At 73.0% G+C, this 22,231-nt stretch carries 24 protein-coding genes and 2 pseudogenes; 13 read left to right on the top strand and 13 right to left on the bottom strand.

The window, feature by feature from the left end; genetic code table 11:
• Positions 1–226: 226 nt before the first annotated feature.
• Positions 227–1,696 carry an MFS transporter gene (locus ACIQVZ_RS37450; RefSeq protein ID WP_350887112.1) on the top strand — a complete coding sequence of 490 codons (1,470 nt, stop codon included), beginning with the start codon at positions 227–229 and terminating at the stop codon, positions 1,694–1,696.
• A gap of 33 nt (positions 1,697–1,729) precedes the next feature.
• Here ACIQVZ_RS37450 and ACIQVZ_RS37455 read toward each other — a convergent pair whose 3' ends face one another.
• Together ACIQVZ_RS37455 and ACIQVZ_RS37460 are read right to left on the bottom strand one after the other, a co-directional pair.
• A complete protein-coding gene (locus tag ACIQVZ_RS37455) occupies positions 1,730–2,581 on the bottom strand; it encodes an ABC transporter permease (RefSeq protein WP_350887115.1) in 852 nt (283 codons plus the stop codon).
• On the bottom strand, positions 2,578–3,489 hold the full coding sequence (locus ACIQVZ_RS37460; RefSeq protein WP_402456416.1) for an ABC transporter ATP-binding protein: 912 nt from the start codon (positions 3,487–3,489) through the stop codon (positions 2,578–2,580). Before ACIQVZ_RS37460 ends, ACIQVZ_RS37455 begins: the two co-directional genes overlap by 4 nt.
• Positions 3,490–3,621: 132 nt before the next feature.
• Here ACIQVZ_RS37460 and ACIQVZ_RS37465 point away from each other — a divergent pair, with 132 nt between their 5' ends.
• Positions 3,622–4,812, top strand: coding sequence for a sensor histidine kinase (locus tag ACIQVZ_RS37465; protein ID WP_402456417.1), 1,191 nt, complete (start codon positions 3,622–3,624; stop codon positions 4,810–4,812).
• Entirely contained in the window at positions 4,809–5,513 is a 705-nt protein-coding gene (locus ACIQVZ_RS37470; protein ID WP_402456419.1) for a response regulator, read from the top strand. The genes ACIQVZ_RS37465 and ACIQVZ_RS37470 overlap by 4 nt, the downstream gene beginning before the upstream one ends.
• Before the next feature lie 11 nt (positions 5,514–5,524).
• Here the strand turns inward: ACIQVZ_RS37470 and ACIQVZ_RS37475 are convergent, their stop codons facing one another.
• The 4 genes from ACIQVZ_RS37475 to ACIQVZ_RS37490 all read right to left on the bottom strand — a co-directional run bounded on the left by ACIQVZ_RS37475 (position 5,525) and on the right by ACIQVZ_RS37490 (position 8,732).
• Positions 5,525–6,364, bottom strand: coding sequence for an SAM-dependent methyltransferase (locus ACIQVZ_RS37475; RefSeq protein WP_402456420.1), 840 nt, complete (start codon positions 6,362–6,364; stop codon positions 5,525–5,527).
• 129 nt (positions 6,365–6,493) lie between these two features.
• Positions 6,494–7,255, bottom strand: coding sequence for a hypothetical protein (locus ACIQVZ_RS37480; RefSeq protein WP_402456422.1), 762 nt, complete (start codon positions 7,253–7,255; stop codon positions 6,494–6,496).
• Between the two features lie 119 nt (positions 7,256–7,374).
• Positions 7,375–8,388: a DUF1648 domain-containing protein gene (locus tag ACIQVZ_RS37485; RefSeq protein WP_402456424.1), complete on the bottom strand. Its 1,014-nt coding sequence runs from the start codon at positions 8,386–8,388 to the stop codon at positions 7,375–7,377.
• Positions 8,385–8,732, bottom strand: a complete 348-nt coding sequence (locus ACIQVZ_RS37490) for a GntR family transcriptional regulator (protein WP_402456426.1) — start codon at positions 8,730–8,732, stop codon at positions 8,385–8,387. Before ACIQVZ_RS37490 ends, ACIQVZ_RS37485 begins: the two co-directional genes overlap by 4 nt.
• A gap of 136 nt (positions 8,733–8,868) precedes the next feature.
• On the opposite strand from ACIQVZ_RS37490, the gene ACIQVZ_RS37495 reads away from it, so the two are divergent.
• The 5 genes from ACIQVZ_RS37495 to ACIQVZ_RS37515 all read left to right on the top strand — a co-directional run bounded on the left by ACIQVZ_RS37495 (position 8,869) and on the right by ACIQVZ_RS37515 (position 15,609).
• The gene (locus tag ACIQVZ_RS37495) at positions 8,869–11,274 is read left to right on the top strand and encodes a DUF4118 domain-containing protein (protein ID WP_402456427.1); all 2,406 of its coding nucleotides are present in this window, start codon (positions 8,869–8,871) and stop codon (positions 11,272–11,274) included.
• Between the two features lie 236 nt (positions 11,275–11,510).
• Entirely contained in the window at positions 11,511–12,062 is a 552-nt protein-coding gene (locus ACIQVZ_RS37500) for a universal stress protein (RefSeq protein ID WP_402456429.1), read from the top strand.
• 3 nt (positions 12,063–12,065) lie between these two features.
• The gene (locus ACIQVZ_RS37505; protein WP_350887145.1) at positions 12,066–12,482 is read left to right on the top strand and encodes a hypothetical protein; all 417 of its coding nucleotides are present in this window, start codon (positions 12,066–12,068) and stop codon (positions 12,480–12,482) included.
• A gap of 369 nt (positions 12,483–12,851) precedes the next feature.
• Entirely contained in the window at positions 12,852–14,423 is a 1,572-nt protein-coding gene (locus tag ACIQVZ_RS37510; RefSeq protein ID WP_402456431.1) for an APC family permease, read from the top strand.
• A gap of 127 nt (positions 14,424–14,550) precedes the next feature.
• Positions 14,551–15,609: a Clp protease N-terminal domain-containing protein gene (locus ACIQVZ_RS37515; protein ID WP_402456432.1), complete on the top strand. Its 1,059-nt coding sequence runs from the start codon at positions 14,551–14,553 to the stop codon at positions 15,607–15,609.
• A gap of 141 nt (positions 15,610–15,750) precedes the next feature.
• On the opposite strand, the gene ACIQVZ_RS37520 is transcribed toward ACIQVZ_RS37515, so the two are convergent.
• Both ACIQVZ_RS37520 and ACIQVZ_RS37525 read right to left on the bottom strand, forming a co-directional pair.
• Complete coding sequence (locus ACIQVZ_RS37520; RefSeq protein WP_402456433.1) at positions 15,751–16,167, bottom strand: DUF3592 domain-containing protein; 417 nt, start codon at positions 16,165–16,167, stop codon at positions 15,751–15,753.
• Positions 16,168–16,311: 144 nt separating this feature from the next.
• Complete coding sequence (locus tag ACIQVZ_RS37525) at positions 16,312–16,515, bottom strand: DUF397 domain-containing protein (RefSeq protein ID WP_402456435.1); 204 nt, start codon at positions 16,513–16,515, stop codon at positions 16,312–16,314.
• Between the two features lie 403 nt (positions 16,516–16,918).
• Here ACIQVZ_RS37525 and ACIQVZ_RS37530 point away from each other — a divergent pair, with 403 nt between their 5' ends.
• Positions 16,919–17,356, top strand: coding sequence for a hypothetical protein (locus ACIQVZ_RS37530; protein WP_402456437.1), 438 nt, complete (start codon positions 16,919–16,921; stop codon positions 17,354–17,356).
• A 158-nt stretch (positions 17,357–17,514) separates the two neighbouring features.
• Positions 17,515–17,613, top strand: a pseudogene (locus ACIQVZ_RS37535) (SAM-dependent methyltransferase); the annotation flags it as partial.
• Between the two features lie 142 nt (positions 17,614–17,755).
• Here ACIQVZ_RS37535 and ACIQVZ_RS37540 read toward each other — a convergent pair.
• From ACIQVZ_RS37540 to ACIQVZ_RS37550, 3 genes and pseudogenes are all read right to left on the bottom strand, one after another.
• Entirely contained in the window at positions 17,756–17,950 is a 195-nt protein-coding gene (locus ACIQVZ_RS37540; protein ID WP_402456439.1) for a DUF397 domain-containing protein, read from the bottom strand.
• Complete coding sequence (locus ACIQVZ_RS37545) at positions 17,947–18,579, bottom strand: DUF5753 domain-containing protein (RefSeq protein WP_402456449.1); 633 nt, start codon at positions 18,577–18,579, stop codon at positions 17,947–17,949. Before ACIQVZ_RS37545 ends, ACIQVZ_RS37540 begins: the two co-directional genes overlap by 4 nt.
• Positions 18,580–18,984, bottom strand: a pseudogene (locus ACIQVZ_RS37550) (helix-turn-helix domain-containing protein); the annotation flags it as partial.
• Here ACIQVZ_RS37550 and ACIQVZ_RS37555 point away from each other — a divergent pair.
• Both ACIQVZ_RS37555 and ACIQVZ_RS37560 read left to right on the top strand, forming a co-directional pair.
• Positions 18,878–19,129, top strand: a complete 252-nt coding sequence (locus tag ACIQVZ_RS37555; RefSeq protein ID WP_402456450.1) for a hypothetical protein — start codon at positions 18,878–18,880, stop codon at positions 19,127–19,129. The pseudogene ACIQVZ_RS37550 and the gene ACIQVZ_RS37555 sit on opposite strands and share 107 nt — an antisense overlap.
• A complete protein-coding gene (locus tag ACIQVZ_RS37560; RefSeq protein ID WP_402456441.1) occupies positions 19,126–19,350 on the top strand; it encodes a hypothetical protein in 225 nt (74 codons plus the stop codon). Before ACIQVZ_RS37555 ends, ACIQVZ_RS37560 begins: the two co-directional genes overlap by 4 nt.
• An 821-nt stretch (positions 19,351–20,171) precedes the next feature.
• Here ACIQVZ_RS37560 and ACIQVZ_RS37565 read toward each other — a convergent pair.
• Positions 20,172–20,828 carry a TetR/AcrR family transcriptional regulator gene (locus ACIQVZ_RS37565; RefSeq protein WP_402456443.1) on the bottom strand — a complete coding sequence of 219 codons (657 nt, stop codon included), beginning with the start codon at positions 20,826–20,828 and terminating at the stop codon, positions 20,172–20,174.
• 67 nt (positions 20,829–20,895) lie between these two features.
• Between ACIQVZ_RS37565 and ACIQVZ_RS37570 the strand changes: the two genes are divergently transcribed.
• The gene (locus ACIQVZ_RS37570; protein WP_402456445.1) at positions 20,896–21,150 is read left to right on the top strand and encodes a hypothetical protein; all 255 of its coding nucleotides are present in this window, start codon (positions 20,896–20,898) and stop codon (positions 21,148–21,150) included.
• A 253-nt stretch (positions 21,151–21,403) separates the two neighbouring features.
• On the opposite strand, the gene ACIQVZ_RS37575 is transcribed toward ACIQVZ_RS37570, so the two are convergent.
• Complete coding sequence (locus tag ACIQVZ_RS37575) at positions 21,404–22,012, bottom strand: NUDIX domain-containing protein (RefSeq protein WP_402456447.1); 609 nt, start codon at positions 22,010–22,012, stop codon at positions 21,404–21,406.
• Positions 22,013–22,231 lie beyond the last annotated feature (219 nt).

Raw genomic sequence — 22,231 nt, forward strand, 5'->3', positions numbered from 1 at the left:
CTCAGCCTCCGGGGCACCAGGGGAGGCCGCGATCGGGTTCGGCCGTCCGGGTGAGCGGCGGCGCGGGCGGCGCAGCCCGGCTGGCGGCGCCGGGGCCGCGCCGTCCACGATGGCCGTTCGGAGGGGGCCGCGCGCGGCGGGCGGGCAGCCGGACCGGGAAGACCGGTCGACGGCCGGCCGCCGGACGCGAAGCCAGACGACCGCCGGACGCCCGGAAGGTGCCCCCATGACGGCCCAACCCCCGTGCAGCACCCCGGAACAGCAGCCCGGCGCCGCCGCCGCCGGTCGGCGGGCCGAGGCGCGGCGCTGGCGGGCGCTGACGGTCTGCCTGGTCGCCGGGTTCATGACGCTGCTGGACGTCAGCATCGTCAACGTCGCCCTGCCGACCGTGCGGGCCGGGCTGCACATGTCCGACAGCGGCCTGCAGTGGGTGCTCAGCGGCTACGCGCTCGCCTTCGGCCTGGTGCTGGTCCCGTCCGGGCGGCTCGGTGACGCCCGCAGCCGCCGGGCCGTCTTCCTCACCGGGCTCGCCCTGTTCACCGCGGCCAGCGCGCTGGCCGGGGCGGCGCAGAACCAGGAGTGGCTGGTGCTGGCCCGGCTGTTCCAGGGCGCGGCCGGCGGGGTGCTGGTGCCGCAGGTCTCCGGCTTCATCCAGGTCCTGTTCCAGGGCGCCGAACGCGGTCGGGCCTTCGGCGCGCTCGGCGCCACCATCGGTCTGTCCACCGCCGTCGGCCCGCTGCTGGGCGGCCTGCTGATCCACCTGTTCGGCCCGCAGAACGGCTGGCGCTGGGTGTTCCTGGTCAACCTGCCGATCGGCGTCGCGGCCCTGCCCATCGCCTACCGGCTGCTCCCGCCGCCCCCGCCGGCGGCCACGCGGGCCGGGCACCGGGACTTCGACCCGGTCGGGGTGCTGCTGCTCGGTGCCGGGACGGTCGCGCTGCTGCTGCCGTTCGTCCAGGCGCAGCAGTGGCACGGCTCGACGCGCTGGCTGCTGCTGCCGCTGGCGGCGGTGCTGCTGGGGGCCTTCGTGGGCTGGGAGCGGTACTACGCGCGGGGCCGGGAGCCGCTGGTGAGCATGGCGCTGTTCGCGGTGCGCCCGTACGCGGCGGGGGTGGCGCTGTCGCTGGTGTACTTCGCCGGGTTCACCGCGATCTTTTTCATCTTCACGCTCTACCTCCAAGCCGGCCTGCACTACTCGGCGCTGACGGCGGGCCTGGCGATCACGCCGTTCGCACTGGGCTCGGGCGTGTCGGCGGCGATCGGCGGACGGCTGGTGCACCGGCTCGGCCGCCGGCTGGTGCTGCTCGGCCTGGTGCTGGTGCTGGCCGGCCTGCTGGCCTCGGCCCTGGCGGTGCAGCTGTGGACGGGGTGGGCGATCGGCTGGGCGACGGTGGCGCCGCTGCTGGTCGCCGGGGTGGGCAGCGGGCTGGTGATCGCCCCGAACCAGACCCTGACCCTCCAGCAGGTGCCGATCGCCCGGGCGGGCAGCGCCGGAGGCGTCATGCAGACCGCCCAGCGGGTCGGCTCGGCGGTCGGCATCGCCATCGTCGGCTCGGTCTTCTTCGCCCACGCCCAGGGCCCGCGCCCGGATTGGGCGCTGGCCTTCCAACTGGGCGTGACGGTCGCGGCGGGCCTGGTCCTGGCGGCGCTGCTGGTGGCGCTGGCGGACCTGGCGGCGGGCCGCCGCGACGGGTGAGCACCGCTCCCGGCGCCGCCGCCGGACGGCTGGTCAGTGGTCGCGGCGCTGGACGACGGCCACGGCGACCACCACCGAGGCGAGCGCCCAGAGCGCGAACGTGGCCCAGGAGCCGGCGACGGTGGCCGGGTGCGCCGAGGGCAGCGAGTGGGTCAGGTCGACCTGGGCCAGCCGGCGCCAGGCCTGGAGCGGCATGGCGTGCAGGAGGTCGGCGGACCAGCGGTAGCGCTCGTTGAAGAACGCCGGCAGGAAGAACAGCACCAGGACGGTGCCCACCACGGCTCCGGCGGTGTGCCGGATCAGCGCGCCGAGGGCGAATCCGGCGAGGGCGCAGACCGGGGCGAACAGGACGGCGGCCGCGACGAAGCGCGGTGCGGCCGGGTCGGTGACGGAGACGCCGATGTGGGTGTCGGCGAGGACCGCCTGGCAGGCGCCGAAGGAGACGCCCGCGGTGACGGCGCCGTAGCCGAGCATGACCGCGGTCAGTACGCAGGCCTTGGCGGCGATCACGGCCCGGCGGTCCGGGACGGCCACCAGCGTGGTGCGGATCAGCCCGCTCGCGTACTCGCCGACCAGGACGAGCGCGCCGAGGCTGCCCGCGACGATCATCACGACGTCGGCGGCGATCATGGTGAAGGAGGTGCCGAGCGCGGCCTGCAGCATGGTCGCCGGATCGCCGTCGCCGACGGTGTAGTGGTCGGAGGTGTACCGGGCCGCCTTGAGGTTGGCGGCGATGACGAACAGGGCGCTCAGGCCCAGCACCCAGACGGTCGAACGCAGGGACCAGAACTTGATCCACTCGGCGGCGAGCAGGTCGCCGAAGCGGGCGCGCGGCCGGGGGAGGGGCCGGGGACGGGACTGGGGGGTGGTGGTCGCGGTGCTCATCGGGGCTCTCCGGCCGGGTAGTCGACGCTGTCGGCGGTCAGTTCCATGAACGCCGACTCCAGGGAGCCGGCACAGGTGGTCAGGGCGTGCAGCAACAGGCGCTGCTCCAGGGCGAGTTCGCCGATCCGGGTGGCGTCCAGGCCGGTCACGGCGAGCGCGCCGTCCGGGCCGGGGCGGACGGTGGCGCCCGCCGCGGTCAACACGGCCGCCAGCCGGTCGGGTTCGGCCGCCCGGACGGTGACGCCGGTGCGGCCGGCCCGGGCGGAGAACTCCGCCAGGCTCTCGTCGGCGATCAGCCGGCCTTGGCCGATCACCACCAGCCGGTCGGCGGTGTGCTCCATCTCGGCCATCATGTGGCTGGAGACGAAGACCGTCCGCCCTTCGGCCGCGAGGCGGCGGAACAGGCCCCGCACCCACAGCACGCCCTCGGGGTCGAGGCCGTTGAGCGGCTCGTCGAAGAGGAGGACGGGCGGGTCGCCGAGCAGCGCGCCGGCGATGCCGAGCCGCTGCTTCATGCCCAGCGAGTAGCCGCCGATCCGGCGCCCGGCGGCCTTGGTGAGCCCGACTTCGTGCAGCACCTCCTCGACCCGCGCGGCCGGGATCGCGTTGGCGCGGGCCAGCGCCCGCAGGTGGGCCGCGCCGGTGCGCCCGCCGTGGACGTCGCCCGCGTCGAGCAGGGCGCCGACGTCGCGCAGGCCGCGTGGCCGCGCCCGGAACGGGCGGCCGTCGACGGTGGCGGTGCCGCCGGTCGGGTCGTCGAGGCCGAGGATCAGCCGCAGGGTGGTGGACTTGCCCGCGCCGTTGGGGCCCAGGAAGCCGGTCACATGGCCGGGCCGGACGGTGAAGGTGAGGCGTTCGACAGCCGTGGTGCGGCCGTAGCGCTTGGTCAGCTCGGTGACTTCGATCATGGGCTCCACGGTGCCGGGCGGGGCCGGGCCGCCGCATCGGACCGGCGCTGACACCGCGGGCCCCGGCCGTCACCCCCGGTCGTACAACCACGGTCCGATGACGGCGATTCAGGCCGTCGATACGATCTTCGTATGCTTGCGACGCCGCCTCCGCCCCTGTTCCGGCGCATTTCGCCCGAGGTCTGGGTCGGGCTCGCCTGGTGCGTGGCCGCCGCCTACCCCGCGGTCCTGCTCGGCGGCAACGCCCGGTACCACGGCGGGGCCGCCGCCCACGGCGGCCTGGCCTTCACCCTGGCCGACACGGTGGTGGCCTTCGCCGGCGCCGCGCTGGTGCGCCGCCTTCCGGTGCTCGCGGTCGCCCTGCTGTTCGTCGCCGCCTTCACGGAGACCGACGGCTGGGCCGCCGACACCCAGGTGCCGCCGGCCTCCCTGCTGGCCGTGGACGTCGCGCTCTGCCTGATCACCGCCACCCGGCCGCGCCGCAGCTCGCGGGCCGCGTTCGCGCTGGTGATGAGCCTGCTCGTGCTGCACATCGGCCTGGTGCACGGCAACACCGTCGGCATCTTCACCGGTACCCACATCGGCTCCGCCGACGGCGCCGCGCTGCTCGCCCTGGTCGCCTGGCTGATCGGCCGCTCGATGCGGCAGAACCGCGAGCACGCCCGGGCGTCGAGCGCCCGGGCGGCCACCGAGGCCGTCACCGCCGAACGGCTGCGGATCGCCCGCGAGATGCACGACACCGTCGCCCACACCATCGGCATCGTCGCCCTCCAGGCCGGCGCCGCCCGCCGGGTCGTCGACACCCGCCCCGAACGGGCCAAGCAGGCACTGGCCGAGATCGAGAACGCCGGCCGGGACACCCTGGCCGGGCTGCGCCGGATGCTCGTCGCACTGCGCCAGGCCGACGGCGAGACGTCGGCGACCACCCCTCAAGGTCTGGCGAACCTCGACCGGCTGGCCGCCGCGACCACCGCCGCCGGCGTCCGGGTCGAGGTCCGGCGGCGGGGCGAACAGGGCCCGCTGCCACCGGAGATCGACCTCTCGGCGTTCCGCGTCATCCAGGAGTCCGTCACCAACGTGGTGCGGCACGCGGACACCCGCTCCTGCGAGGTCCTGGTCGACCGCCGCACGGCGGGCGAGGTGGCCGTGGAGATCACCGACCGGGGTCGGGGCGCGGGAGTCGGTCGGGGCACCGGCTTCGGCCTGGCCGGGCTGCGCGAGCGGGTCGGCCTGCTGGACGGCGAGTTCGAGGCCGGGCCGCGCCCCGAGGGCGGCTTCCGGGTCGCCGTCCGACTGCCGATCCCCGGGGAGGTGACCGCATGACCCGCGTCCTGCTGGTCGACGACCAGCCGCTGGTCCGGGCCGCGCTGGAGATGGTCATCACCGAGACCGCCGACGTCGAGGTGGTCGGCGAGGCCGGCACCGGCGCCGAGGCCGTCCGGCTGGCCGGCGAACTGCTGCCCGACGTCGTCGTGATGGACCTGCGGATGCCCGGTATGGACGGTATCGAGGCCACCCGCCTGATCACCGGCGGCGGTGGGCCGACCAGGGTCGTCGTGCTCACCACCTTCGACGACGACGACCACGTGTACGCGGCGCTGCGCGCCGGGGCGTCCGGCTTCCTGGTCAAGGACATGGCGCTGGACGACATCCTCGCCGCCGTCCGGGTGGTGGCCGCCGGGGACGCCCTGATCGCACCGAGCGTCACCCGCCGGCTGATCTCGGCCTTCGCGGACCAGCGGCCGGCCCCGGGCCCGGTGGCGGCACCGGCTCCGGCCCCCGCGCCGTCACCGGCCGCCGCACCGGCCGCCCGGCGGCTGGGCGCGATCACCGACCGGGAGCGGGAGATCCTCACCCTGGTCGGCCGGGGCCTGTCCAACACCGAGATCGCCGCCGAACTGGTCCTCAGCATCGCCACCGTGAAGACCTACATGACCAGGCTGCTCGCCAAGCTCGACGCCCGCGACCGGGTCCACCTCGTCATCCTGGCCTACGAGGCGGGCCTGGTCGCCGTCCCCGGCTGACGTCGGCGGGCTCAGCGCTTGATCGCCACGCCCGCGTACATCGCGATGTCCTGGTCGCGGATCGGCGCGGCCCCGGCGTCCGGGCGCCAGTGGTGGACCAGGGCGACGCCGGGGTCGAGGAGGTCGTAGCCGTCGAAGAAGGTCGCGGTCTCCTTCTGGTCGCGGATCTGCAGCGGGATGCCGCGAGCGTTGTACTCCCGGCCGACGCCGCCGACGCCCACCGGGTCGGTGTCCCCGGTGAACACGGTCAGGGCGAGGAAGCTGCCCGGTGCCAGGGCGTCCATGAAGCGGCGCACGATGCCCTGCGGGTCGTCCTCGTCGAGCACGAAGTGGACGATGGCGATCAGTGACAGCGCCACCGGCTGGGAGAAGTCGAGGACCTCGCGCAGCCGGGGGTTCTGGATGATCGACTCCGGGTCGCGGAAGTCCGCGTCCACGTAACAGGTGCGGCCCTGCGACGTGCTGGACATCAGGGCCCGCGCGTGGGTGAGCACGATCGGGTCGTTGTCGACGTAGGCGACCCGCGCGTCCGGGGTGATCGACTGGGCGATCTCGTGGACGTTGGGCGAGGTGGGGATGCCGGTGCCGATGTCCAGGAACTGCCGGACGCCGTGCTCCTCGGTGAGGTGGCGGACGGCGCGCTGCATGAAGTCGCGGGTGGTGCGCATGGAGATCGGCAGCGACGGCCAGGCCTGCACCGAGGCGTGCGCGGCGACGCGGTCCGCCTCGAAGTTGGTCTTGCCGCCGATGAGGTAGTCGTAGACCCGCGCCGAGTGCGGTACGTCCATCCGCAGATCCACCGACGGGTACTCCTCCTGCGGACCGCGCCCTGCCCGGACCTCGTTCGACATACTCGTCCTCCCGTTGCTGGGGTTCCGTCACCGGCCGCCCTGGTGGCGGGCCTTGGTGCGCATGGTAACGGTGTTCCGGGACGACAAGATGACCATCTCTTGGGGTTAAGGCCCCCTTAAGAGCGCATCCTAGGGCTGGGCCGCCGGGCTGCCGGTGGCGGGGGAGCCGCTCTGCCCCGGGAGGAGCGGATGGTGCCCGTACGATCGACCGGCGGCGGCGAGTTCGAGCGCGGCGCCGGTCCAGGCGGCACCGAAGGCCCAGGTCGAGAACCACTCGCACAGGTACAGCGGGTGGATGGCCCAGTCCGTGCCGATGCCGGCCACCCCGGCGATGACGGCGAGCGCCAGGAGCACCAGGATCAGCACCCCGGCCGCCAGGTAGGCCCGGCTGACCCAGGACGGCTGGGCGGAGCGCGGGTTGCGGAAGGAGTAGACGCAGAACATCGCCAGCACGAAGAGCAGCAGTCCGGCGAAGGCGTAGTGCAGCAGGCCGACCGCGCTCTGGAACGCGGTGGCGCCCTGCGGCGCGGTCGGGCACAGGGCGACCCCGAGCGCGAACACGCCGGCGGCGGTGCTCCAGCGGTCGTCACGGCGGTCGGAGCGGTAGCAGATCAGGAACACCCCGAGCGCGCACAGGCCGCCCACGAAGAGGTTCCGGGTGCTGGTGTAGTACGAGCCGCTCATCGAGGCCGGCCAGAATCCCGAGGTGCTCTGGCCCCTGAGTTCGGCGAACAGCCAGTTCCCCAGGGGTAGTGCGAGCGGCAGCAGGATGCCGATCAGTCCGACGCCGAGTCGGAGGAAGGTGATGGTCCGTTCGTCCTGGTTGGTGCCTCCCCGGGCGTCGACCGCGTCGCGCTCCGGGTCTTCCGTCGTCCGCCGTTCGTGGGTCACGGACGCCTCCTTGCCCTCTGCACTGTGAGCAGCTGTCAGCTGGTGTACCCACGGTGCGGCCCCTGTCCACACCACCTGAACGGGCGGTTTGAAGACGGACCCCAGCGGCGTGACGGGGGTCAGCCGGTGGGGCTGGCGGACCTGGCGATGAGGGAGTTGAGCAGGGCCGCGCCGCGCTCGGCGTCGTCGACGCTCACGGCGAACTCGCGCCCGCGCCGGGTGCGGACCACCAGGCAGACGCCGCGGCGCACCATCACGGTGGTGCCGAGGCCGTTGACGCGGTAGCCCCAGCCGCCGGCCTGGGCGGGGGTGCGCAGTTCGGCGCGGGCCGAGTCGAGGTCGGCGGGGGACCAGCGCCGGCTGGGCCAGCCGAACGGGCCGAAGCCGACGGACAGGCCCCGCGCGGTCACCCGGACCTTGACCGAGGCCGAGCACAGGACGATGGGGGAGGTGGTGACGAACGGCACGACCGTCGCCCAGCTGAACCCCATCAGCCCGCTGGCCGGGGCCAGCACGCCGACCAGCGCGCCCAGGGCGAGGACACAGGCGCCCAGTTGCAGCCACGGGTTGGCGGCCTGGGAGAGCCAGACCAGCTGCTCGCCCGGCGCGGTCGCCGGCGCCGGGATCCGGGCCGCCGGGCGCGCCCCGGTGGGAGCGTCGACGCGCGGGCGGACGGCCAGCCAGGTCAGCACGCCGGCCAGGCCCGCCGCCACGACCGGGACGACCACCTCGAAGCCCATCGGCGCGGCCTCCTGCCAGCGCGCGCGGTCCAGGTTGGCGTGCACGATGGAGGTCTGCGCCCCCGTCAGGAGCACCCCGACGGCCGCCAGCGCCGCCCCGGTGGCGCCGCCCGCCGTCCCGACCCGGAACCGGCGCGCGGCCGCGGCGGCCAGCACCAGCACCAGCCAGACCCCCGCCGGGAACAGCGCGGCGGCCGTCAGCGACATGGAGCCGTCAGGGTCCCGCCCGCTCCAGTGGGTGGCGAGCGGGTCCGGCAGCCGGTGGCGCGCGGCCCACGGCAGCGCGATCAGCAGGGCCAGGACGCCCGCCGACCAGGCCACCGCGCCCCAGAGCGCGCCGCGCCCCGCCCCGGGCTCCCGGCGCTCCTTCGCTATGAGCTTCCCGTCCGTCACGACATCTCCCTGATCATGTCCACGAGATCGTTCCTGCTGTAGCCGGCCCGGGCCGCATCGGCGACCAACTGCCGTACCCGTTCGGCGAGTTCGGAGCGCGTTTCGGCGCCTTCGGTGACCGTGACGCCACGGCCCCGGCGGAACTCCAGCACGCCCTCGTCGCGCAGCGTGCGCAGCCCGCGCAGGACGGTGTTGGTGTTCACCCCCAGCGCCCGGGAGAGCTCCCGGGCCGGCGGCAGCCTGTCCCCGGGGGCGCACTCGCCCTCGGCGACGGCCCGCCTGATCGCACCCGCCACCTGCTCGTGCAGGGGGCGGGCGTCGCCGGTGTCCAGCTTCAGCAACATGGTGCTAATGACGATAGCACCATGCTGATCTTGTGACGGTCCCCTCGTACACCCCGCCACCCGCCGGAGCGTCCGTCCCCTCGCGCACCCCGGCGCCCCGACGGAGCATGGACACCGAGGAGGTGGCGGTACGGCGGTGAGCGGACGACTGCGGGTGTTCCTGGGGGCTGCGCCGGGGGTCGGCAAGACGTGCGCCATGCTCGCCGAGGGCCGCCGGCTGCGCGACGACGAAGCCCTCGACGTCGTCGTCGGACTGGTCGAGACCTACGGCCGCCGGGGCACCGAGCGCCAGCTCGGGGACCTGCCCGTACTGCCCCGCCGCACCGTCGGCCACCGCGGCACCACCCTCACCGAACTCGACGTCGACGCCCTGCTCGCCCGCCGCCCGCAGCTCGCGCTCGTCGACGAACTCGCCCACACCAACGCCCCCGGCGGCCGCCACCCCAAACGCTGGCAGGACGTCCGGGAACTCCTCGACGCCGGCGTCGACGTGGCCACCACCGTCAACATCCAGCACCTGGAGAGCCTCAACGACGTCGTCGAGCAGATCACCGGCGTCGCCCAGCGCGAGCGGATCCCCGACGAGGTGGTCCGCGCCGCCGACCGGATCGAACTCGTCGACCTCAGCCCGCAGGCCCTGCGCACCCGGATGGCCCAGGGCGCGATCTACCCGCCGGACCGGATCGACGTCGCCCTCGACCACTACTTCCGGGCCGGCAACCTCGGCGCCCTGCGCGAACTCGCCCTGCTCTGGCTGGCCGACCGGGTCGAGGAGGAACTCGCCGACTACCGCGCCCGGCACGGCATCCGGGCGCCCTGGGAGACCAAGGAACGCATCGTCGTCGCCCTCGACGGGGCCCCGCAGGGCGAGCACCTGATCCGCCGCGGCGCCCGCACCGCCACCCGGGTGCACGGCGACCTGATCGGCGTGCACGTCCGGCCCGACGACGGCGCCACCGTCCACGAGCCGCCCGCCCTCGCCGGCCAGCGCGCCCTGCTGCACGAACTCCACGGCGGCTACATCGAGGTCGACGGCAACGACACCGCCCGCACCCTGGTGGACTTCGCCCACGCGGAGAGCGCCACCCAGATCCTGCTCGGCCCGACCAGCCGCAGCCGCCTGCGCGAACTGGTCTCCGGCTCGGTGATCAACCGCGTCATCCGGCTGGCCGGCCCGATCGACGTCCGGGTCGTCCCCCCGCCCCAGCCCGGCCTGCTGGCCGTCCTGCCCGCACCCCGGCGCCGCCGCCCGGCCGCCGTCCCGCCGCGCCGCCGGCGCCTGGCCTGGCTGACCGGCCCGGCCGCGACGGCCGCCCTGGCCTGGGCGCTCTCCCCGCTGCGCGACTCGCTCGCCCTCCCCGGCGCCCTGCTCTGCCTGCTGCTGGCCGTCGCCGCCACCGCCCGGCTCGGCGGCCTGCTGCCCGCCGCGGCCAGCACCGCCGCCGGGGCGCTCGCCGCCGACTACTTCTTCACCGCGCCCTGGCACAGCCTCGCCGTCACCCGCGGCGCCGACCTCGCCGCGCTGCTGCTCTTCCTCGCCGTCGCCGGGATCATCGCCCACCTCATCGACGGCCTCACCCGCCGCTCCCAGCAGGCCGACCGGGCCCGCGCCGAAGCGGCGGTGCTGGCCCGGCTGGCAGGGGCGGCGGTCGAATCCGGCGCCCGCGCAGTGCCCGACCTGGTCGCCGACCTGCGCCAGGTGTTCGGCCTGGAGGGCGCCGCCGTCCTGGTCCGCACCGGCCAGCTCTGGCGCCCCGCCGCCGCCTCCGGCACCGCCCTCCCGCAGCGGCCCGAAGAGGCCTCGCTCGCCGTCGACCTCGGCCCGGACGCCGTCCTGGCCCTGCGCGGACCGGCGCTCACCGAGCAGGACACCCGACTGCTCGGCCCCTACGTCACCCAGCTGCGACTGGCCCGGGAACGCGAACGGCTGGCCGCCCAGGCCGCCGCCGCCGAGACCCTCGCCCACACCGACGCCCTGCACACCGCGCTGCTGGAGGCCGTCGGACAGGACCTGCGGGCCCCGCTCGCCGCGCTGCGCCGCGAGGCCGCCGACCTGCCGGGGCCGCCGGGGCGGCGGATCGCCGCCGAGGTACGGCGGATGGAAGGCCTGGTCGCCGACCTGCTGGACCTCGACCGGATGCGGGCCGGCGAGCAACCGGTGCTGCTGCGGCCGACCGCCCTGGCCCCGGTGCTCGCCGCCGCGCTGGCCGCCCTGCCCGCCGAGCAGAGCGGTGAGCGGCGCGACGTGCGCCTCGCGCTCCCGGACGGCCTGCCGCCCGTGCTCGCCGACGCCGGCCTGCTGGAACGCGCCCTCGCGGACGTCCTGGCGGGGGCCGCCGGGCCCGCCCTGGTGGACGCGGGCGCGGTGGCCGGGCGGATCCACCTCCGGGTGCGGGCCCCCGGCCCGGCCGCCGACGGCACCGGCCTCACCGTGGCGCGGGGCTTCGTCGAGGCGATGAACGGCGAGCTCACCGTCGAGCCGTCCCCCGCCGGCGGCACCGCCTACACCCTCGACCTCGCCTGTGCCCCGCACCCGGCTTAGCCGGCCGGTGGCCGGGCGGCGGGCGGCGGTCGGCGGTCGGCGGGCAGCGGGCCGTTCGCGTATGGAGTGCGTTGGGAAGGCGGCCCGGGGCGTCAGGAAGGCGTCAAGGACGGGCGGCGGGCGGCCGGGGCGGCGGTTGGGTGGAGGACGACACGCCAGGTGACACACCGGGCGCCCCGCTGGGCGACATGCCCGGCGACACACCGGGTACCGGAACGACGACGCGAGGACGGACCATGCACGGCAACGGGCGGCACCAGGGCAGCGGCACCGGCAGGGTGGTGGTCGGGGTCAGCGGATCGCTCGGCAGCCTCGCCGCCCTGCACCGCGGCGTGGCGGAAGCCCGCAGCCGTGGCGCCGAACTCGTCCCGGTACTCGCCTGGGAGCCGCCCGGCGGCGAACTCGGCTACCGCCGCTCACCGTGCCCGCCGCTGCTCGCCGCGGTGCGGGAGACGGCCGAACAGCGGCTGCGGGACGCCCTCGACGCGGCGTTCGGCGGCGCCGACCCGGGCGTGCCGCTGCGCCCGCTGGTGATCCGGGGCGAGACCGGGCCCGCCCTCGTCCAGGCCGCAGACCGGCCGGAGGACCTGCTGGTCCTCGGCCAGAGCGGCGGCCTGCTGCGCCGCCGGCTGCGGCGCTCCGTCACGGCGTACTGCGCGCGCGGGGCGGGCTGCCCGGTGCTGACCGTCCCGGTGCCCGAGCTGCTGCACGAGCTGGAGGCGCTGCACCGGCGCACCCGGTGGCACCTGCCGGTCGCGGCGCCCGAACCCGTCGCCGCGAAGGGGTAGCGCGTGCGTATGTACGCGGCCCGGCCGGGCGGACGGCGCTACCGCCCGGTCCTCGAACGGTTCTCCGCCCCGACCTCGGGCACGGTGGCCCTGCTCGCCGGCGGCGTCCTGGCGATGGGCCTCGGCGGGCTCGGCGAACTGCACTCCGGCCGGCTCGCCTACGTCGCCTACCTCGGCCTGTGCGCGATCCTCGGCGCATTCTCCCGGCCCCGGGCGGCGCCGCTGATCGGACTGGCCGCCTGGCTGTGCTGCAACGCCTTCGCCGAGCACCGGCACGGCGAACTGGGCTGGGCCGGGCCCTGGCCGGAGGGCTCGCACTTCGCGATGTTCACCGCCACCGCCCTGCTGGTGGCCCTGCCCACCACCCTGCCGCGCCGGACGGTCCGGGTGGCGCGGCTGCGGTTCGAACAACTCGGGTGAAACCCCACAGACGGTCCCTCACCGGCCTTCGGTCCGGCGGGCGGACCACGCCGAGACCAGGGCTCCGGCCGGTACTCCGGAACCCTCGGCAACCGGTGGAAAACAGGTAGGAGGCGCGCGGCGCCGTGGCGGCGGAGCGGTCGCCGTTCGGACAGCGGGCCCGTCGAGCCAGGCGGGCACCGCCGCGACCGCACCACGGCCCGCGCCGCGCGTCGTCCGTCCAGTCCGGCAGTCCGGCAGCCCTGCCGCCGGGCCGCCCGCTCGCCGCCGCCCCTGATCGCCCCCGGGCCGCCCGCCGGGGGCGGCGTTACGCTGAGACGACCAGATCCGTCCTCGCGGCCCCCGCTGCGCACTCAAGGGGGTGGGCCAGTGCCGGCGTCCCCGACTAGCCCCCCGACCGGCGGTCCCCATGACCGTCCGACGGGTTCCGGGGCGGGCGAGAAGGGCCTGAAGACCGGCGCCCTGGGCCTGCTGTCCTCGGTGTGCATCGGCCTCGCCTCCACCGCGCCCGCCTACAGCCTCGCCGCGACCCTCGGCATCGTCGTGGTCGGCGTCGGCCTCCAGGCGCCGATCGTCACCGTCCTGGCGTTCATCCCGATGCTGCTGATCGCCTACGCCTACAAGGAGCTCAACGCCGCCGACCCGGACTGCGGCACCACCTTCACCTGGGCCGCCCGGGCGTTCGGCCCGCGCACCGGCTGGATGGGCGGCTGGGGCATCGTCGTCGCCGACGTCATCGTGATGGCCAACCTGGCGCAGATCGCCGGGGTGTACGGCTTCCGGCTGGTCGGCCTGGACTCGCTCGCGGACAGCCGGGTGTGGACGACCACCGCCGGAGTGGTGTGGATCGTCCTGATGACCGGGATCTGCTACATCGGCATCGAGCTGTCCGCCACCCTGCAACGCCGGCTGCTGGCCGTCGAGGTGGTGATGCTGGTCGCCTTCTCGCTCACCGCGCTCGTCAAGGCGTACGGCTCCGCCGCGCCCCCGACCGCCATCCCCGTCGACGCGTCCTGGTTCAACCCGTTCAACGTGCCCTCGACCTCGGCGTTCACCGCCGGCATGCTGGCCGCGGTCTTCATCTACTGGGGCTGGGACACCGCCGTGTCCGTCAACGAGGAGACCGCCGACTCCGCCCGCACCCCCGGCCGCGCGGCGGTCATCTCCACCGTGCTGCTGCTCGTCATCTACGTCCTGGTCGCCACCTCGGCGCAGTCCTTCGCCGGGGTCGGCGCGGACGGCATCGGGCTCGGCAACCCGGCCCACTCGGGGGACGTGCTGTCCGGCCTCGGTGACGCGGTGTTCGGCACCAGCGGGATCGGCGCGGTGCTCAGCCGGCTGCTGATCCTGATGGTGCTGACCTCGGCCGCCGCCTCCACCCAGACGACGATCCTGCCCACTGCCCGAACCACCTTCTCGATGGCCACCCACCGGGCCATCCCGACCGGCTTCGCCCGGGTGCACCCGCGCCACCGCACCCCGACCTGGTCGACGGTCGCCATGGGCCTGGCGTCGATCGCCTTCTACGTCCTGCTCACCGCGATCAGCGGCAACGTGCTGGCCGACTCGATCGCCTCGGTCGGCCTCGGCATCGCCTTCTACTACGGCCTGACCGGCTTCGCCTGCGTCTGGTACTACCGCCGGGTCCTCACCCGCAGCGTCCGGGACTTCGTCTTCAAGGGCGTGCTCCCGCTGGCCGGCGGCCTGATGCTGCTGTACTTCTTCGCCTACGGCGCCTTCGACGTGTACGCCGACCCGGACTACGGTGCCACCTCGATCGACCTGCCGGGCATCGGCCCGGTCGGCGGGGTGACGGTGATCGGGCTGGGCGCGCTGCTGCTCGGCGCGGTGCTGATGCTGGTGCAGCGGGCGGTGCAGGGGTCCTGGTTCCGGCACCCGGACGTCCCGGTGAGCGCCGCCGACCCGGCCTCCGCGCCGTAGCTCCTGTCCTGAACCGCCGTCGCCTCGAACCGGCTGGTTCTGACGTTTCCTTGACGCGTGGTCACGTGTAAAGCACGAGCAAAGCAGGCATATAGTTCGGGCAAAGCATCGTGGTGGGAGGGGCCGGATGGAGACGACGCTGGAACCGGACTGGCGCACGCTCGGCGTCCTGGGCGCGGCCCGGGGCGCGCGCGGCGGGAGCGACGGCCGCCTCGGGACGGAACACCTGCTGGCCGCCGTCGCCGGGGCGAAGGGCCCGGCCGGCGAGGCCCTGTCGGCCGCCGGGGCGACCGCGACCGCCCTGCTCGCCGTCCTGCGTGACCGCCAGGGCGGGATCGACACGGCACGCTGGGGCTCGGACGACGGGGCCGGTGCGAGCGTGCCGGCCCGCGACGTGCTCGGCCCGACCGGGGAGCGCGGCCTGCTGCTCAGCGGCGCCGCCGCCCGCGCCCTGACCGGCGCCATGGAGCAGGCCCGGCAGGACGGCGAGCGGAAGTTCAGCGCCGAACACCTGTTGCGCGCCCTGCTCGCCGATCCGCACGCCCGGGCCGCCGAACTGCTGCACGCGGCGGGCGTCGCGCCGGGAGCGGTGCTGATGCGACTGGCGGCGCCCGCCGGCCCCGACGCGCCGGACGGTCCCGGCGCCCCGGGCGCCCCCGACGACCTGGACGACCTCGACCCGCTGCTGCGCCCCACCCGGGACGCGCTGCTCGGCCGCGCGCCGTACCGGTTGCCGCGCTGGAAGAGGCTGCTGGTGCCCGGCTTCGCCAAGATGAACATCGCGGTCGCGCCGATGGCCTGGGTCCGGCTGGAGGTCGACGGGCAGGCGCAGCGCCTCGGCCGCCGTGCGCCCGGCACCGAGCACGTACTGCTGGCCGTTCTCGCCGTGCACGAAGTCGCCTGCCGGCATCCGCAGTTGGCCGGGGAGGGCGGCGCGGACCCGGCCGAGCGGCACGCGGGCGGGGTGCGGCTGGCCCGGCTCGGCCTGGACTACGCCCGCGCCCACGCCGCGCTCACCGCCGGGCGGGTGCCGCTCGCGGCCGACCCGCGGGCGGTCGAGGCCTACCTCTCCGGCGCCACGGACAGGCAGGGAACCGGGCCGTTGGTGGAGACGCTCCTCTCGGAGGAAACCCGGGCCCGGCGGCTGGTCGAAGCCCTGTGCGGCGACCGGCCCGATCGCCCCTGATTAAACTGATCACATCTTGATCATTTTCTGGTCGCCGCCGACAGCCACCACCGTCATCACCTGAGCCGGGAACGGCGCCGGGCCCGCCCCACGACCGGGCGGGTCCGGCGGGCCGCAGGGGAGCGCGACCGCCGGGCAGCCTCACAGGACGGTGACCGCCAGCGTGATCGCGGCCAGCACCATCAGCAGCCCGAGCACCACGAAGCCGTACTCCAGGGGCCTGCGCTCGCGTCCCTCCACCAGGACCTGCCGGGGGTCGGCCGGGTCGTAGCGGACCTGCACGTGGCCGCCGTCCGGCAGCGGGTGGCGCGGGGTGGACGGGACGGGCGAGAAGACCTCCACCACCCGGCCGTCCTCGGTCTCGAACTGCAGCAGCGGGCGCGGCGGCAGCGCTCGGTCCTCCGGGGCGGGGACACGGGCGCGCACCAGGGCGAGGGCCGGGACGCCGACCCGGCGCAGCCGCCGCAGGTCGCGCAGGCCGACCACCCCGGCGAGGTAGGCGACCACGCCGCCCAGGCCGCCGAACACCACCACGGCGAATCCGGCCGTCCCGCCCACCGCGCCTCCCTGTCCGAATCGCCCCCGGACACCCCAGTATTGCCGACCGCGGGCACTCCTGACGCCCGGAACCGTCCAGTCCACGGCGGGACCCCGCCACTCTGGAAAAGGGGGTGGCGGAGCCTTCAGGGCAGCGCGCGTACGTCAGACGTCGCCGAACTCGCCGGTACGGACGGCGGAGACGAAGGACCGCCAGGCGTCGGCCGGGAAGACCAGGGCAGGGCCCTCGGGGTCCTTGGAGTCACGGACGGGAACGGCGCCCTCTGCGACCAGGTTCCCGGTTACCTCGACGCACTCGCCGCCGTTGCTGCTGTACGAAGACTTGAACCACTGAGGCTCGGCGGTCACGGTAGATCCTCTCTTGGTTTCCTGCCCGTGTTGAAACACCAGGATGAGACCAGGGCGGCCTACGGCGGGGTCGTCGAGCTCTCTGCGTTGATGTTCAGTGGCCGTCGGTCCAGAAGAAGTTAATCAGCGTGACCGCCGCTCCGCACAGGATCGCGGCACCGTACGGTCGTGCCCGGGACGCACTGTCGGGGTCAGTATCGATCACGGCTTGGTCCTCCTGTCGGCGTGCGGACGTGGCTCGTCCGACAGGCGGGTGCACCGACCGAGCCCGTCCGCGACCGCAGACGGTGACCCCATCGGGACGGGGCGACGCGCCGGAGGTCGGGAATGGCCGCGACGTACAATCGCAGCGAAGGCGAAGCGCCAGGCCGAGATTCCGGCACCGGGGTGGGGGAGGGTCAGGATGTTCGGCTCGAAGAAGAAGCTCAACGATCTGATGGCGCAGCTCAGGCCCGACCTGAGTCGGGAATCGCTCGGTGTCGGGCCCGACTTCCCGGGCGTCGCCCCGAACCCGTTCCTGAGCAGTGATGCGCGGAAGCGCAATGCGGAACTGCGTACGGGGGCGCTTGCGCTCGGCGTTCTCGTCGACTGGCGGGAGGTCAACGGCAATCCACGCGTGATCCTGATGTTCGACGTGGAGACCGCCGACGGCATCTCGTTCCGCGGTATCGCAGACGAAAGCCTCACGATCACCGAGCTCACCCGACTCGCCCCAGGGCAGACGTTGCCCGTGCGCTACCGGCCGGCCGTCATGGACCACTACGTCGCCCTTGCCCGGGACGCGGACCCCGCCCACGTGCAGCAGCTCTCTGACGAGATCGCGAGCCGCAAGCGGACCTGACCCGAAGCCATTGGCCGGATCAGGTCGAACTGGTGCAAGCCGGGCGCGCTTTCGGCATCTTCATCAGTCTTCCAGGGCGTATCCGGCAAAGGTTGAGCGTTCTGGCTGGAACTCTGTTCCCGTGTCGCGTTTTCGGTTGCCCTCGGTTGCCCAGTGGTATGGCCGGTGCCGGCCTCGTCACAGTGGCTCGGTTGCTCCACGACCCAGCGTCCGAGCGGGGCTTCCTCGACACCCACGTGCTGGCCCGCCGCCCGTAGAGCGTGCCCTGGGTCAGGGTGGTGTGGATCATCCGCGTGGATGAAGCTCGTCGCTCTCGGCGTACGGCATCAGGGAGCGGCCAGCCAGGAGACCCCGCGACTCTGGAAAGGGGTGGCGGGGTCTCAGGGCAACACGCCGACGTCAGGCGTCGCCGAACTCGCCGGTACGGACGGCGGCAACGAAGGACGCAAAGCCATCGGGGGAGAAGGCGAGGGCCGGGCCCTCGGGGTCCTTCGAGTCGCGGACGGGGACAACACCGGGGACGTTGGCGGCCACCTCTACGCAAGCGCCGCCGTTGTCGCTGTAGCTGGACTTGAACCATGCGGGTTCGGTCACTGGATTTCCTCTCGCACCTTGCTGATCAGCGCCACGGATGGGGCCTGCGGTAGCGCCTCTACCTGTAGATGATGGTAGGCCGTGAGCAAGGGCTGTACCTCTGCGGGATCGCGCTCGAACCACCCCTGTTGGGCGGCCTCCGAGTAGGCCGCCACGGATCGATCAGGCAGCACGGGCAGATAGACCGGAAGATTCAGACTGCGCGCCTCGCCCATGGAAAACGGAGCGATCTGCAAGGTCACGTGCGGAAGCGCGGCTACCTCGACTAGGCGGTCGAGTTGATCCACCATGACCTGGTGGCCTCCGACCACGCGGCGGATGCAACTCTCGTCAAGGATTGCGTACAACTGTGGGGCAGGCTGGCGAACAAGCAGCCTTTGGCGGCCGGCTAGAACCCGGAGACGTTCGCCCGCCTGGGCCTCGGTGATACTGCCTCGGTTGACCGCCGCCGTTGTCAGCGCCGCAGCGTACTCGGGGGTCTGGAGCAAGCCCGGGATGATCCCGACCTCAAACATTCTGAGCTCCAGGGCCTTCGCCTCCTCTGCAACGTACTGGCCGAATCCCTGCAACAGCGAGCTTGCCCGTACATCCAGGAACAGGTTTGTGAACTTGGTGCCTGTATCGAACATTCGATCAACTTGCCTCGCGAAAAGCAGAGTTGGCGGTTTTCTGCCAGTTTCAACGGACGAGATGTGTCCTGGCGAATATCCCGTGCGATCCGCAACTTGATCCTGCCTCATGCTCAACTCTTCGCGTTGAGACCGGAGTTGAGCGCCGAAGGAAGCTCGCGGCGAGCTGTCCGGGGTGAGCGGCCTGATGTTCACGCGGCTGCCTTTCTTTCCAATTTGCAAGGTTGAAGGCACTGTGAGGTTAGAGGACAGTTGGCTCCCCTGGGTAGTCATCGCGCTACGGATCGGAGCCACCCCCATGTTCGAAGACTCGAAATCCACGCTGCCCGACCTCGTCCGCAACGAGGTGGTGCAGGACCTGGCGCACCGTGACGCCGACGGCAAGCCCCGAGAGGGGGTCTTCATGGAGATCCTCTGCGGGGCGGCCTTCCTGAGGCCGATCGGCGGGGGACAGGAGTGGACGACCAGGCCCGATCGGCTGCGACGGTGCGACCCCCGGGAGATCGCTCCCGGATCCGGGTGCAACCCGCACCGCCGGCCGCTCTCGTGACCGTCGAACTGGTCGCCGGAACGGGCGTCTTGGCGGGCATCTCCGCCGCTCAGTGCGACCTTCGACGTATTCCTGAGGAACTGGCCGCGATCCGAGTGCGTATGGGGCTGAAGGCCGCGCCGGCCGCCCGGTCGCAGCGCGAGCAGGGTGGCGGGCGCGAGTGGACGGTGGTCACCCCGGCCGGCGTGTGGTGCGGGTGGGAACCGGACCCGCCGGACTGACAGGCTCCCGTCGTCGCAGCGTGAGTGCTCATCCTCTGCGGCGACGGGGTTCAACGCCCGTCCGCGAAAGACGGCCGCGGACGGGTGAGTACCGGCAGGCGGACCTCCCCTGCCGGTCGGCTCCGAGGGCGTGTTGGTGCCGGGCCCTCGTCGAGCCACACCGCTCCCCGCCAGTCACCCCCCTTCTGGCGGGGAGCGGCCGTCCCCTTCATCACCGGCCGGCGGAGACCTGACCTCCGCCGGCCGGAACCCCCGCCCTGGCCCGCGCTGGATGGTCACGCGGACAACCAGGGCGGGCCTGAAACTCCCGCCCCCGGCGACCCCGGGGGCGGGAGCCGGATCTGGGGGGTCGGGTAGTGCGTCGCTGGCTCACGGGCGCCTCCGTCCGGTCGGCGGCGTGCTGCATCCATCGTGAATGAAGCAAATCGGCTTGATGAATTCAGAGTTGGGAGATACCTGTAGACCAGTCGTGCGGTTCTGACTGGGGCTGGCGCACGAGGCGGAGAACCGGAAGTCGCCTTCCAACTTCGACCCCACCGCTGCGCGGCCAAGCCGTAGGCGGAGAAGTCGAGTGTCGAGGTTGGCCGCCTTGTGGAACTGGTGACGGCCTTCGAGGAGTTCAAGGCCAACCCCGTGGAGGTCATGTTGCGGCGGATTGCCGCCGACTCTTCTGACTGAGGTCGAGGACCCCCATTCTGCTGGCCCAAGGAGCACCGACATGGGGGTGGGACGGGCACCGGCCGCCCACTCGGGATGGACGGCCGATTTCCAACCAACCCTTCTCATCGCTCAGGTGTCGGCTTCGCTCTCTCGGTCCTGGCTCAGCGCAGCGGGATGAGGTCGAGGGCGACCATGGCGATCAACTGCTGTAGTCCGCTGTGGAAGACGGCGTGGTCCGTAACCACGTCGAGTACGGCGTCTGTGTGTCCGGTGAGGAAAGGGAACTCCTCGGGCGACAGCGCCGCCAGCCCTTCGCGGGTGCGTTGCCGGGTGGCCGTGGCGTTGGCGTGGTCCACGAAGGCCGCGCAGCCGAGGGTGTACAGGTAGAGCCTGCGGTAGGCGGCGGTGGAGTTGGAGGGCGTCATCCCGGCGCGCTCGCCGGCGGCCAGGACGGGTTCGGTCAGACGGGCAAGCAGCTGCCTGCCCATCCAAGGCCGGGACCCGCGCAGTGCGACAAGGCCGGGATGGGCGGACAGCAGTTCGTACAGGGCCGTGAACGAATGTTCGGCCAGTTCGGACCAGGCGGCGTCAGGCTGGGGTTCGGGAAGCTGCCCGGCGAGGTGGTTCATGCAGATGTCGAGGAGTCCGTCGACGGACTCCCCGGACCGCCGGTGGACGGTGGTGTGGGAGACGCCCAGCTTCTCGCCGAGGGCTCGAAAGTTCAGGGCGTCGGGACCGCCCGCGTCGATCATCTCGATGGCGGCGCGGGCGATGGTGGTCGCGTTGAGTTGATCACTGGTAACGGATTGCTTCGCCATAAGTGACAGCGTAACTTACGCTGTAACGGACTGACAGGCCGTCATGACGGTCTCATGGAGGACGAGTATGCCCAATCAGAGCCTGCTGGACCCGCTGTTCGTTGCCACCTCGGCGTCGGCGTTCACCGAACGTCACCTCGCCGACCTCGTAGCCGGGACCACCGCCGCTGTGCGGGTCCCCGGTTTCCTGGAAAACACCACCTGTCAGAGCATTGCGGCCGCGCTCACCCGCCTGCCCTCCGCGGCCTACGACCCTGCCCGGGTCGCCGACCCGGCGCGGAGGGACTGCTCGCAGGCGGGTGGGCATCGGAGGAACTACTGAGGATCCTCTCCGCACCGCTCCCAGAGAAGGTCACGAAGAGCGTCGCAGCGATTCTCTCTGCTCGACTGTCGAAGACCCCGCACGCACCGGCATTCCAGTCAGCTGTGCCCGCTGACATCTCAGGCCCGGTCCGGCCGCATGCGCACGAGTGCCTCGGGCGCGATGGGCTATGCGGCAGGCATGTTCAGACCCTGGGGCAGTTGTGCCGGGAGTGCCGGTAGGAGCCGGCGGGGCTCGGGGCGACCTCGGCCATTCAGAAGATTGGGCGTCCATCACTCAGGTAGCGAGCCCGGCCATCGGCCAACGCCGCGAGCGCGGCGTCGAAGCGGGCGTGCAAACGAGGACGGAGGAGTGGGCGGGCGTCCCCGGGGGCCAGCATGGCTAGTTCAGCTAGCTCATCGTCGTGTGGTCTGAGTCCGGCCGACTGCTCTACGGATAGCTCTCCGCCATCGAGAATGAAGGCAAGCTGATCATCCCAAGGGCCGTGAGGCGGAACCCACTCAATCACCAGTAGCCGGCCCGGCGTGAGCTGTAGTCCTAGTTCTTCGCGCACCTCTCGCCGGGCGGCTTTCTCGGGGGGTTCGTTGGCTTCGACCATGCCGCCCGGCAGGTCCCAGTCTGGTTTGTAGGTGGGGTTGACCACCAGTACGCGGCCCACCTGGTCGCGGATGATCAGATCAACTGCAACTCGCTTGCGGGCTTGCTTGGCGTTGCCCTCGGCTAGATAGGCGTTCCATGCTTCCGGGTCGTCAGGTGTGGGCCGTGTCCTCAACGCCGGTTCCTCCCCTTCGCTGCGGCATGATGTCGGCGAGCAGCAGCGCCCGCGTGCGGCGTGCATCATCGAATCGTGCCAGATGCTCACAAACAGGGCGGTAGGTGGCATGTCGGCTGAGCTGATCCCGGAGCCCGTCAAGTTGTTGTACGACCCGAACCGACCCCATCGTCGGGCTGATGGCGAGGAGGTCGACCCCAACGCCCACTGCGGCGTCTAGAAGGCTCCTGAAGATCTTGTTGGTGGAGGGGCTGTCCCGGTTGGGGACAGCCCCTCCTGCGTTATGTGGTGGTGGGGGTGATGGCCCAG

The organism is Kitasatospora sp. NPDC098663 (assembly GCF_044760075.1).
Classification (GTDB): Bacteria; Actinomycetota; Actinomycetes; order Streptomycetales; family Streptomycetaceae; genus Kitasatospora.